Origin of the sequence: Nocardia sp. NPDC060255 (genome assembly GCF_042727395.1) — a bacterium.
GTDB lineage: Bacteria > Actinomycetota > Actinomycetes > Mycobacteriales > Mycobacteriaceae > Nocardia.
Genome location: NZ_JBHXAU010000007.1, coordinates 290,916 through 305,124, shown reverse-complemented (window position 1 = coordinate 305,124; position 14,209 = coordinate 290,916). Strand labels below are relative to the sequence as shown.

Genomic DNA, 14,209 nt, shown 5'->3' with positions numbered 1-14,209 from the left:
GGTTGTCGTACCTCGCTGAGTCGAACACGCGGCGGCCAGGGGATGCCCGGCCGAAGCGCGGGAAGGTGTTCGACGTGTCCCAGTCCGCTGATCATGCTGCGGCGCTGCGTATTCCGCCGGGCCGTCGGTGCGGGCCGGTCGCGGTGCGGCACCTCGGGGGCTGATCGATGAGCATCAATATGCCCGAGGAGCTGCGATGGCTCAGTTACCTCTCGGGCGCCGCGTGGCCGGAAGGCGACGAGGACAAGATGTTCGCGCTCGCCGAAGACTACAAAACGGCGGCGGACGGCCTGGAAGCGGTGCTCGACCAGCTGCACAAAGCGTGTGACACGGCGACCGCCAGCTATTCCGGCGACGGCGACGAAAAGATGAAAAAGCAGTTCGCCATGTTCTTCACCGGCGACCAGTCGATCCCGAAGCTCGTCCAGTCGCTCAGGGGCATGAGTAAATCGGCGCACGAGATGGGCGCCGAGATCGAACACACCAAGCTGCAGGTCATCATCACGCTGGCGATCCTGGCCGCCGAGATCGCGTACGCACTGACCACGCTGTTCGGCACGTTGATGGTGCCGGCCCTGGAGGCCGAAACCGCGGGCATCATGTCGGGGATCGGCCGCGCGCTGCTCACCCGGATCGCGTCACACGGCAAGTGGATCGCACGGCAGCCGATGTGGAAGCTGGCCGGGATCAGCGCCGGAACACAGGGCGGCCTCGGCCTCTTTACCGAGACCCTGATCGAGTATATCCAAAACAAGAAGGGGCATATCGACGGATATGACCTGAAGCGGATTTGGATCGCGGGAGCCGTCGGCGCGGCGTCCGGCGCGGTAGCGGCACCCGTCGGCGCGATCATCGGCAGGGGCCTCGGCAACTGGATCGGCAAAGAAAGCATGACCTGGTGGAAGTCCGCGGGCATCGCGATCGGCGCCGGTGTCCCCGGTGGCCTGGCCGGTGCCGGCGCGGGTTTCGTTGCCGGTGGTGTCCTCACCGGGGAGTGGGAGTTCGATCCGGCCATGCTCGCCGGCGCGGCGGGCGGCGGCATGCTCGGTGGCATACACGGCGCGCTCGGGCATACCAGGGGCGAGGCCATGCACGCCAAGGGTATCGGGGCGGACGTCGGCAAGATCGATCTGAAGATCTCCGACGGCAGTTCCAACCATGCGGTGCTGGAGAAGGACGGCGGGAACGGTCGCGGTGGCGCGGGCGGCCATTCGGCCGATAACGCGGTCACGGAGAAACAGACCCGGTCGGCGTCGCATACGGACGGCACCGACAACGGCAACAATCGGTCTGCGGGGACGGGAACCGAAGTCACGGAGAAGAATTCGCGTTCCAGCGCGCCCTCGGTGCAGGAGAAGAACACCGCCTCGACGCGACCGGCTTCCGTGCGCACCGGCGGTATCTCGGCAGCCAGCGTGCTGCGGCCGCGCGCGGGTTCGGTCGGCGGGACCGGCATCGACGGATCGACGTCGAAGGTTTCGGCGTCGACGACACCGAACGGCAAGTCGGCGGCGTCGAACGGCAATGGCGTGCATCGGTCGTCCAGTGCGCCGCCACCGGTCACCCGCGGGTTCGGTGCCAAGCCGGAACCGGCGGCAGGTTCGACGTCCCGGTCGCTCGAGGCATCGGGTTCGAAGGACTTCACTCGTAATGGTGGTGTGTCGAGGAATGGGGGTTCGATTGGGCCCGAGACGCATTCGTCGGTATCCCGGCACCCGGGCGAAGTCACCCCGCCCGAATCGCACGCCCGAATTTCGGGCGAGTTCGAGTCGCGCGGCTCGACCAGTCACCTTCGCGACGGGTCCGAGACACCCGCCTCGGCCAGGCACGAGCCGCCGCCCAGTCAGGCGGAGCCGCGGCCGTCATCGAGGGCCTCGTCCACCGACAGCGGGGCGGACTCGCAGAGCCGCGGCCGGTCCACGGACGGGGTGTCGGGGAGCAGCAGCCGGACCAGCTCCGAATTCCCTACTCGGTCAACCACACCGGAGGCCGAGCCGGCACGGGGCCGGTCGGGGGCGCCGCTCACCTCGGCATCCGACGGCGGATCGCAGTCGCGGATCACCGCGGCGCACAACGAGTCCGGCCCGGCCGGGGCGCGACCGGTCGTCGCCAGGGAAGACCAGTCACCGGCCGCGTCGCGGGCGGTGTCACCGGAGCGCGCTGTCGGGCCCGCAGTTGGAGCGCGGCCGGAAGGCCCGGCCGGGCACAGCGGTTCAGGTTCGGAAGCCGGGCAGATCCGCACCAACCGCAACTCCGACGACGATGCCCGCACGCATCCGGAAAACGTTGTGCCGGAACGCAAAAACAGTCTGAGCCAGAACGGGCCGGATGATCAGACGATTCGTCGGCCGAAAGTGCACCTGCCCGAGAACAACGATGGTCAGGCGGTTCCGGAGCAGCACCACAGCGGCCTCCAGCGCGACCACGATGCGCAAGGCCAGGGGCGCACCGAGCCGCCCCCACCCGTGCGACCGGCAGCCAAAGAGCCGATGAGCCCGCATGAGCTGAAGCTACGAGATCAGTTGCGAACCGAGGTCGCGGCCGGCGACCAGAATGTCATCGGTGCCAGGGAACGGCTGAACGCCGCGGTGAAAGAACTCGACAACAGTAGTCGAGCACTCGAATCCGTTCGGGCAGAAAAGGATCGGGCGCCGGACGCCGCCGTGCACGCCGAATCGCGTTACGAGGCGGCGCGCACGGCGCACGATGCCGCGAAGGCCGAGCACGAGGCGGCGGTACAGCATGCGGTGCAGGAGCGGCGCGAGCAGCTGCAGGCCGAGTCGAAGGCCGGAATCGCCGCAATCGACCACGGGAACGCCCGCGTGCTCGCCGATACCGAGACACAGTTCACCGAGAAGTGGGGCCGCGTCGGGCAGACTCGCGGCGAGCTGGAGGCAACCAGGCATGCCTACAACAACGCGCTCGACGAGGTGCGCGGTGGTCTGGACGAGCGGATCAGGGCCGCGGAGGAACGGGTGGACCAGGAACGGGCCGCGCTGGAGAGAAACAGGCGAGACTATGACGCCGAGGCCGCCGATGACGAGCCGCGGCTGCAGCGCCTCGAGGGGCTGAAGCAGGAGATCAACGCCCGTACCGAGCAGTTGCGGTCGGAGATGGTCGCGCACGAGGCGCTGGTGCGGGTTGCGGCCGGTGATCACTCGCCCAAGTTGGAGTCGATGGCAGCCGCGCGCGAGAAGTTCTTTCAGGCAGCTGCCGGTGATCGCTCGCAGGCGTTGGCGAAAGTACAGACCGAACGTGATCAGTTGCAAAAGGATTGGGGCGGAAGGGGTGTCGCTTCCGATGTATTGGGATGGCTGCGGCCGGACGTGCGGGCCGGGCGGCAGGAGCTTGCGCGGGTCCAGGAGCGGACCAGGGAGCTGACCACCGAACTGGAGAAGCATCTTTCGGCTGCGGACAAAGACTTCCAATCGAACGTGCACCGGCGGGTAGCGGAACTGAAGCACGCGTTGGCTGATCGGGAAGCCGAGGCGAAGGCTCGTACGGGCGTGGATGAGCTGAAGTCTCGGCTGGACGAGCAGACCGCGGCGTTTGTGCAGGCGTTCGCGGAGTTCAAGAGCGGTGGACTGGAGATTCTGGGGAAGCGCTGGGAGATGTCGCGGACTGCGGGGGCAACGGATGTGGCGGCATTCGAGGCCGGACTGGTCGACCGTGAGACGGCGTTCGCGGCTGCGTCGGGTAAGGAAAAGCAAGCACAAGAGAAGTTCCTCGAACTCGCCAACATCTACGACCAGGAGGTGTGGCAGCGGTCGGATGAGGTGGTGGCGCGGGCCTCCGACGACGAAGTCAAGAACATGGTCAATAAGGGTTCGCCCGTGGAGAAGTTCGTGGGTATCCGTGAGTATGTGCGCCGGGCGACGGGATACGACGTCGAGGCGAAGGACGGCCGCGACCTGCGGGATACCCAGCTGTACGGGATCATGTCCCACGTTTCCAACTTGCGGACCGGTGAGGGCAAAACGCTGGTGACGCTGGCCAAAGCGTGGGTCGCCGCCCGCGAGGGCGGGCGGGTGTATGTGACGACCAGCGGCGACAATCAGGTCGGGGATCTAATCCGCGAGTTCGGCAAGTTCGGTGACGCGGCCTCACGCATCGGTGGCCTGGATGTGCAGGTGGACCGGATGGTCACCGAGGGGGATCTGCCCAAGCCGGGACAGGGCGCGGGACACATCATTGTCGCCACGATGTACGACATGAAGAACCGGGTCCTGCACGAGGAGTCACGGATGCTGGGCCGCCTCGAAGAAAAGGGCATGTCGAAGGAAGAGATCGACGCGTTGCGTGACCGTTTCAATCTGGAGCGGCCCGACCTGGACGAGATGACGGAGATTTTCAACGACGCCGCTGCCCGGCACGGTTTGGATGATCGGTTCGAGCCGTTCCCCCCGGGCAAGCACATCGCCGATGAAATAGACACCTTGGGCAACGAGGAATCGGTCCTGACGCCCGGTAATCCCGAGAAGATGGCCGCCGACCAGGTCGCGATTCGCCGGCAGGTCCACGAGCGGGTCGAGGCGGCCGCGGCGTTGCCGGAGGATCGGTTGACGGCCGCGCATTTCGGCAAGCCCGAGGGCACCCGGGGCTTCTGGCCGGCCCACGCGTCCGCCGAGGTGATCGAGCGGCTCAATCGGGTGCCGGGACCGCGGGTTACCGGGGACGATCCGCTGCTGGCCGAGTACTCCCACAAGGCGGTGGCCAAATGGGGGCCCGAACGCAACAACGAGTACATCGTAGACCCGCACAAGGTCAAGACGATGGCGTCGTCGACTACCGACAAGGTGATGGCCGACCGGAGCAAGGGGACCGAGACCCGTTACCAGGGGGTGCATCCGTACCTGGAGCTGCAGGCCGGGGTGGATGTAATGGCGGAGCTGCCCAAGGAAGCGCTGCACATGTCGGATGCGCAATTGCTCGGTACCCGGCTGCTGCAGGACACCCAGGGCCATTCCGGGACGGCGAAGATCGCGGAGCAGAAGCTCTTCGAGCAGGGTGTTATCAACGGTCCGGTGCGCGAGATCGATCCGTACTACAAGTCTCAGGTCAAGTTTTTGAAGGATCGGGAGTTCGACAGCACCGAAAAGATGTTGCAGGACTTGGCCAGCCGGGTCGTGGCGGACGCGAAGCTCGAACTGGTGGTGCAGGACGGGCAGGTGGTCGATGTGAAAAAGACCGGGGTCAATCAGCTGGTCGGTGGCTTCGACAACCGGGATCTGCGTGGTGACGATATCCGGGTCGACAAGCACGGCCGGCCGGTCATCGTGGACGGCGAGCAGGTGCGGTTGTCGGGGTGGCGGGACAAGACCGACTCGGAGAAGGGTATCGCCGACTGGATCGACGAGCTGTTCGAGCAAAAGGTGCGCGCCATGGCCGGTGACGAATTCACCGTCGCCGAGGGGATCAAATGGAACTACGACATCCTCGATGCACGGTTCGACGACGGATTCGACAGCGCCGCCAAGGCCGAAACGGCGGGCCAGCACATCACCGAGAAATTCGGCGACAACACGCGGAAGGACGCGGTACTCGTTCTCGTGAACAAGAGCCGAATGCGTGGCACAGACTTCGGGACGGTTAAACGCCTGATCGAGGCGGGCACCGGTAATTCGGCCAAGTTCATCGGCGGCTCCAGATACGGGGAGGCCGCGGTCGCGCAGGGTGACGGTCGAGTGGGCCGCGGTGGCAACGGACCCGACCGGGAAACCGGTGGGACCCCCGGCACCGTCGAGCACTGGTATTCACCAAAGGACTACAAGGGCCCGATAGCGCACGACGGAGTCATCCGGCAGGTCATCCAATACCAGAACGCCGCCAAGACACACCGGCAGGCCGCCGTCGACCACGAGGCGAACCCGACTACCGAGACCCGCAGCGCACTCAACGACGCCAACAAAGCCGTACAGCACACCGAGCAAGTCCTGCACGACCAGACAAAACCAACCCTGCAACGCGCCGTCGACGAGCACCTCGCCGCATCCGCCCGCCCCCGGAACTACCGAGCCAACGCTCCTCCGGTGCTTGTTCCTGCCCCGGGCCAGCAGCCCGCGACTCCCCTGGCCCCGCCGGGGATGGACTTCACCGCGCCGCCGCCCGCGGTGCAGCTGCCGGAGCAGCAGGCCGTTACACCGGAGCCGGATCGTCACGATGGTTCCGTCGACACTCCGGGCGATGCCGGTATGCACCGCGACACCGATACTGACGATGGCGCGAATACCTACGGCGACAACAGCACTCACTACGACAGCAGCACCAACGACGACAGCGATACGCACAGCGACACCAGCACTCACACCGACATCACCACCGACACCGATGCGCATAGCGACACTCACGACGACGCTCCCGGTGACGCTCGGAAGGTGCCGCCGGCCCAGGTGACACCACCTCCGGCGCAGGAGCTCACCAACACGCGGAATGATGGCAACTCTGCGATAACCGCTCGACGTTCGCCGCCGAATACGTCGACCTTCGACGGTTCAGCAGATTCTTTGTCGCGCAACGGATCCGGTACGTTCGGTCGATCCGGGGTGTCCGGGCAATCGGTGTTCGAGCCGCAGATTGGTAAGACTGATCTCTTCGCTAATCTGGACAATTTCTTCGACGCCGCCGACACCTATTCGGCCGCACACCCGAATGCCCTGGCGCAGCAGAACTTCGGTACAGGCCGCGACGGCGTCCAGGACCTGACCGAAATATTCGACGACGGGCCACGTATCGGCCTCGGCCCCGAGCAGACGGATGTCACGGGGCCGGCACCATCGCCACTCTCGAACGGACAGCCGGCGATACCGGCCACGTCGCATCAGCCCGGTTCGGCGGTGGCGCGCGCTGCCGCGCAATTCGGCGACATCTTCGACCAGCCCTTGCAGCTGAACCAGCTCTACACCGCGCTGAGCACAAGGTGGCCCGACCTGTCGTTCGACGATCTGCAGGAATTGCGGGCACAGACTTACCTGAACAATGGGATGCAGCCTCCCACGGTGTCACGGGAGAATCTGGACAACTTCCTGCGGATCCTCTGGGACGACCGCGAGTTCGTCCCGGACGAGAACATGATCTACGAGGCGTATTTGACCCTCGGGGCAGGAGACCGGCCCGCGGATGCGGGCGCCTTCAAAGACGACATGGTCCAGATCCTGACCCAGCGCCCACCCGGACGGGCCCAGCAGGGCGACATGGAAGACGCGGGCGTGCTCACGCCGCGCAACGCAGGCAACTGGGCGCCTGAAGACATCCCGGTTGTGCATTTCGCCCGAAACAACACCCCTGGCGAGGCACCCAGCCGAGACACCAAATTCAAGATCTATGTGAACGCGACCGGTGCCGCGCGCTCCACCGTGACCGGGCACCTCGTCCGCTATGTCCTCGATGACCCCCGTCATTTCCCGGGGGTCTATGTGGTGAAAGCATTCGGCCCGCGGGAACTGCGGGTGGACGGCATCGTCGTCTCGGTCAGAGGCCAGGCCGCGGCCGACCGGGTGATCGCATGGTTGCGGGAGTATCAGGACAACTACCCCGACCTGTTCCACTGGGGCGTGCCGACCGGGTCTGAGCAGGTGCTCTCCGGTGTCGGCCTCGGCGCCGAAACCCACAACGGCACCTTCGGTATGACTCGGGCCAGAGCGCTGTTCACGGCACTCGACCTGCACCGTTACGGGACGTTCGACGACTTCGCCGCCGAAGTCCGACATCAGTACCGCGCCCGCGGCATCGACCCCGAGCTCGTGCACCTGAACCTGGCACCGGCCTACGATCCCGGCCGAAGGGGATCCGCGCCGGCAGTAGCGGACGGTAGTGCCCCGCACCTTCAGCCGGGCCAGGGCCCTGGTATCGGCAAACATCCTGCGAGTATTGTTGTGCGGCCGTTGGTTTCGGGCCAGCGTAGTATCTGTCTGGATTTGTCGGTGGCCGGTGTCAAGCGGCTCACGGGTAGTCCGAATATGACTGTTCCCACGGAGCAGGCGGGTCTGGGTGGGCGTACCTTCGCCGAGGCCGAGTTCTATTTCGGTGCACCGTTGTATGAGTACGGTAGCCATGCTCGGGTCGAGGAGCATCGACGCGCTCAGGGTCCCTCGGTGATCCATGTGGTCGAGGAGTACGAGGGGCCGGTCGACAAGAACGGTATCGGTGCTCATTCGTTCTATGTGGTCACGAGGCCCGACGGGGTCGTCACCATGGTCGACGAGGCATTCAAGGAGATCGGTCCCTATCCGCCACGGTTCCAGCGCCGCGAGATCAAGACGGTGCACGCCAGCTTCTTCGTCCTGACCGGCGGCAAAATTATCCCACCGCCTTCCGGTGTCCCGCTGTCACGCACATCCGCGCAGCAGAAACTCATCGCCCTCGCACCCGAAGGCGACGACACCTCCTTCGGTGCGCACCTGCTGGACTATCTCCAGTCCGATGAATACGCACTGGACGGCCCCACAGCGCCGGAGCGAACCGAATTCGACCAGACCGGCCTCCGGCCACCCACGCTCAGCGAACACCTGTCGTATCTGCGAAACCTCACGCTCGAGCAGTACGAGGACCAGTTCCCGTCGGTCCCGATTCGAATTGCCGATATCGACCGTCCCGGCGGCGCACTCACCATCGTGGATCTGGCCGGAAGAGTTTATGCGCTGCCGACCGTCGGCAGCGCGCACGCGACACTCGTCACCGAGGACGGTGGTTCTCGCTACGTGCTGGACAATCCGGACGACGGCGCGCGCATCACCCTGCCCACGATCATGGTGCCCGATTTCGAGTTCCCGACCGGCGTGACCAGTGGTTCGCTGAGCTGGGACGTGGCGAGCGAGATCCGCATCCACAGCCACAACAGCCGCAACGAAGAGCACGCTCTGCACGTGCCCTACCAGGCCGTGCTCATCGTCAAGACCCTGCCGGGAGCGCAAACGCGGACGGTCAAATTCCACGGCCTCGACGAGAGTTACACCGTCAACGTGCCGCTCGGCATCCTGCCCGAACTGGACATGAGCGACCGCCGTTCCGAGCAGCTGATCGGTCCGAACGGACCACAACCTCAGGACGCGAGACTGGGGAACGCCGGAAACCGCGCCCTCATCACACTGCTCGAGGCGATCGCCTACCACGATCCGCAGCATCTCGACAATATGCTGCACAGGAACGACGACGGCACCGCCTATGTCCGGCTCCTCATCAACAACACCATGACATGGGTGCTCGTCCGCATGACCGTTCCCGTCATCCCCGGCACCATCGACGCGCAGTTCGCCGGCCACACGCCCGGGCAACGTCTGTGGGCCGCCATGATTGTGAAGGCCCTCGCCCAACGCGTCGGCGGGCGTGACGGCTATTACGGAATCACCGTAGGACCTGGGGCCGGGTTGAGCGCGTTGGTTTATCTCGGGCTCGGCTACCGCCCGGACAGCGGCGCGCCCTTCCGATTCGTCCACGATCACAGCTTCTGGCACCCGCTGCGCCTCGCCCCTGACTCTCTCGAGCAACTCGTCGGTGGTGCCCCCGAATTCCGCCGCGCCCTCACCGCCGACTTCGACCAGTTCCTCCGGGAGACCTGGTCTCGGCGTACTGCCGCATGGAATGCCCTCCTCGGCGCCGGACCCGAGGTCCGTAATGAGGCGTTCGGCATGTTCATGCAAACCGAGGACCTGGAATCGCCGACCGGCTTCCGGAAATATCTCGACGAAAAGTTCCCTGGACGGTGGGACGCCGCGAAAGACGCCCTGACGGCCTATGTCCACGGCATGAACAGCGGTCCGTTCGACCAACGACTGGTCCCCGACCACTACCGATTCGCCGCCGAAGCCATCGCCGATCGAATCAAATGGGCGGTGGATCGCGGCACCATGGTGCTTCTCAGCACGCATCCGTTCGATCGTGGCTCGCAATCGGGATTGATCGAGAACCGCCTGTACCGAGTCCTCGACGTCCTCCGCGACAGCGAGCGGAAACCGATCCAGCTCCTGCTCGAAAACCCCGATCACAACGAGTCCTATCCCATCCCGGTAGCCGGCATCGAATACCGCCGAGACCCGCGCCGGCGCGGCGTCATTACGGTAGCTGTCGGCCATATGTCGAAATTCTCCGCAATGGGAATGGGCGGCCCCGGCACACACTTCCTCTACTCACGGGAGAACGCCGACAGCACCAACCTGCCGCAGGTCACCCGCGCGCCGAGCGTGCACGATTCCCGAATCGAACTCGATGAGGACACGATCGAGTCGCTATCCAGGCAAAGCAGTTCTTCGGATATGCGCATAGAGGATTGGGGCGAGGAGCCGCTCACGCCTCGGCCAGAGTCGCACGTCGATTCCGTCGCCGTGTCCGAGGATGCGGTGACAACGCAACAGCCCCGAGCAGGCCCAAATTCGTCGACTGCCCGGCCGCGTCGGCCGCACCGGCCGTCGGAGTGGGAACCGATCCCCGCCCGGCGCGAGCCCCTGTTCACCGCGCTGGCAAAGGTTTTCAACCTCGCTGATGCGGCGGCGGTGCGCACCATGCTTGCCGCCCAGCTCGACCGGAACAGCCAGAGGTACCGGACCGAGCTCTTCTCCCCGCAGATGCAGACCGACCGGGCCAACGAAGCTGCCCGACGGCGGCAATTCGATGAATGGCTGACCACGCAGCCGGGTTCGGCCGTCCTGGAGTTGCAGGCAACGGAGACGTCCCGACGGAATGCTTACGACGACCGATTCGCGCAGCAGGCGGCCGAAAGGCTACGCCAAGCTGTGCTGGATCTGCGGAATCCCGATCTCGATTACGGCCGCCGTGCAGCCCCCAACGATGATCTGACAGTCCCGGAATTGCTGACTCTGGCGAACGATAAGTACAGCGCAAATCTCGTCGTGGAATATGCGATCGGGCCGCCGTCTCGTTCACCCACCGAGGTGCCGAGGTGGTGGCCGATCATCTACCTGCGGTGGACCGTCGACGAGATATACGAACTCGGAGTCACTCCGGATGGCTCGATGTTCTACCATTGGCCTCCGGTCGAGCCCGCTGCTGGTTCGTATCCCGATGCGATACCGATGGCTGAAATTCCGGCCCCGCTCGATCAGGTACTGGCATCTTGGCAGATCCGGTTGCTGCAGGGTGCGGCGCTGAAAGCACCCTACATCGGCGAGCTGCGGCCGATCCGATCGCGGAATGTAGCCTTGCCGATAACCAAGAAGTTCGGCCTTCGGCGCACGCGAAAGAAGGTCGTCGATCGCAGAAAGGAGAAAATAACACCCTTAAAGTTCGACGTACCAACCCATTACATGACCCTGGAAGAACGCGAACAGTACCGGATATTTGTCGGCCCTGATGGCCGACTGTATAATGCACGCGACGGCCGTCCGTTCCACGCACCGAATGGTGCGAAGTTCGTGGCCGACGAATTCGGCAACTGGTACGCGGGCTCTACACATCTGCGGCTCTTCCATTCGTCATTCCTCGCCGGAGGAACGGTCACCGCCGCTGGCTATATCCTCGTCGAGGACGGAACACTCGCCGTGATGAGCGACGACAGCGGGCATTACAAACCACGGCCGGAGATGAACGACTACTTCCTCGATTGGCAGCTACGCCGTGGTCTCGTCCTCGACCGCGACTTCGAGAGAAGGGGGTATGACGACAAAACGCGCGATCTCAACGGTCCTGCGCGAGAGCGGATCGGCGAAAAAGACCGGCAGAAGGCCGAGGTCGAACGTCAAAAGCTGCTACTGGACACCGAGCTCGCGGCGCTGGAGAACCGCGCGAGCCGCGGCCCACATTCCGAGGAAGTCCAACGCTGGATCGACCGCGAACGTCGGATTCTGCTGCGACGCAAGAAGGACATCTCCGCATGGTCCCAGGAGCTCCTGGCCGGAGAGGTCCGTCCTTCGCTGGACCTGTCATTGGACCTTGGCCTGTGGGCGCAGCCGCAGCCGGAGTCGGAGTTGGAGAATGACCGGATCGTGCCGCCGGAAATCCCGGCCGGGCTCGGCAAGACCGACACCGCGCTCAGCGCTGGCCAACAGACCCAGCAGGCGGCGAAGTGGTGGAACGCACACGGCCGGAAGTGGTGGAACGCGCTGGACTTCCCGGCGCTGGCACTGGACTATCAGCATGGCTTGGTCACCGATTTCCCCGGCCTGCGTACGTCCGACGGCATCCCGGCCGAGGTCAGGAACACGCTCAACCGGAGTTATCTCCGAACCGAATGGGAAAAACTGAATGCCCGGACGAAACGGTCGGCGCTCGAACAGCGGCGCCTGTTCGACCTGCACGACCTCATGGTCGGCCTGTACGAGGCAGAGCACGAAGCGGACATTGTCGCCCGCGAGCAGGGCATCCACGTCCCGCCGGTTCATCTGCTGAAAGCCGATCCCGACGCGTTCGACGGACACGGTGCGGCAGTGTTCAGCTTCGGCGATATCGATACCGCCGCGGCGGTGTCCTGGCACATACCCGGACTCGATTTCTCGATCACCTCGATGAACAACGATCTGGCCCGCGGCATGGAGCAGTACGCCGCGGCCACCCCCGGCGACCCTGATCAAACCGCCGCGGCGATCGTCTGGGCCGACTATCACAACCCGCCGCAACCCGGCGGGCGCTCGCGCGAAGACGGCGCACCGCACCACGCGAGCGTCCAGCGACTCCGCAACGCGCTGTCCGCATTCGGCGAGGCCCGCCGAGCTCTGTCCGAAATCGGAGTGGCCCGCCGATACTTCGACCGAACCGGTCCCACGGGGGTGCCGAGCCCCGATCTCGAAGTCACCGGTGACGGATACGGCAACCGCATCGCCCGCGACGCCACCCCCTCAGTCCGCTCGCACATCAACAACATCCCCGCGCCCGGCGGCGGACTCTGGCAATCACAACCAGGCGACGGCAACTGCATGTTCCACGCCATCGCCCGCATCCTCGACATGAACGACCCCGACGCACACCTCGACCTCCGCGCCCGCGCAGTAGAAACCGCCTACCGCAACCGAGCCAACACCCTCAACACCTTCATGCCCGCATACCCACCCACACACTTCATGCCCGAACACTCACCCACCGACCGTCACAACACCTACAACCAACTCCGCGACGCCACCCTCACCGGCCAACTCGAAAACCTCCTCCTCAACGCCCAATACACCGACCCCGCAGCAGAATTCCTCCTCCCCGCCCTCGCACATACCCTCGAACTCAACCTCGACATCCACCACCCCGACGGCACCACCCACCACCTCCACGGTGCTCCTGGCACCCCCACCCACCCACTATTCCGCGACAACATCGGCGGCGGCCACTACCACGTCGCCATCCACCCCAACGGCCAGCCGCTCACCACCCACACCACCAAACAACACACCATCCAATCGACCAACCCACTCCGCGGCGGCGCCGAACAACAACCCGCCCTCGACCTCGGCCCTCTTATGGATGTGGATCCGCCACAGTCGTATTCATACGACGCCGATCGTGCGCAGGCTTCTTCATCACAGGCGGGAGGGGCGTGGCCCGCGGCTCCACCGGTGCCAGGCACCCGCCGCATCCAGGTGTTCACCGACCTCAAGAGGCTGCTCGCGGACTCGACTCTCGCACGCACCCTGGACCCCGGTCGCACCGACGGCTACCCCGTCGGCACCGAGATCTATCTCAACAGCGAGCACGAAACGGTGCAGCTGACCGTCACCGCCGACAAAGGCCTACTCCCCCAAGGCCACGACCACCGCGCCATCAACCCGATCACCCCCAGCGCGGGGCCTGTCGTCTACGGCAACACCGCCCTGGCCCTCGTCACCTCCTACGTCAACACTCGCACCCGCACCGCCGTCATCCGCTACCCCGCACCCGAAACCCCCGACACCTCCGGACCCATCTACCACACGACTGTCTCGAAACTCACCGACACAACCATCGAAAAATTCACCAACAAACCACGCCACCCCATCCTGTCCACCGGTACCCGATTCGAACTACCCAGCAACACCATCGCCACCATCACCGTCACCGGCATAGTCCGACTCGGCAGCCTCACCGGACCAAAAAGCCTCACCGTCCCCCAATTCCTCGACCACCTCAAAAAACTCCCCACCCCCGAAATCTCCATCCTCGCAACCACTCCCACTGACTGGAGCACCGAACACCCCTCACCCGTCACCGCACTCGCCCACGCACTCGGCATAAACGACACCGTCGAGCAACAGCATTTACGCGACCGCATCGCCCAACACCTCGCGCAAAACCGCAAGAA

At 65.0% G+C, this 14,209-nt stretch carries 1 protein-coding gene (running past one end of the window); it reads left to right on the top strand.

The genetic code is table 11. The annotated features are described in order from the left end of the window. The first annotated feature begins 167 nt into the window (after positions 1 to 167). Positions 168 to 14,209, top strand: the beginning of a protein-coding gene (locus ACFWF1_RS16505; protein WP_379282829.1) for a C2 family cysteine protease. It continues 40,621 nt past the right edge of the window; the window shows 14,042 of its 54,663 coding nt (coding positions 1-14,042); it begins with the start codon at positions 168 to 170; its stop codon lies off the right edge, out of view.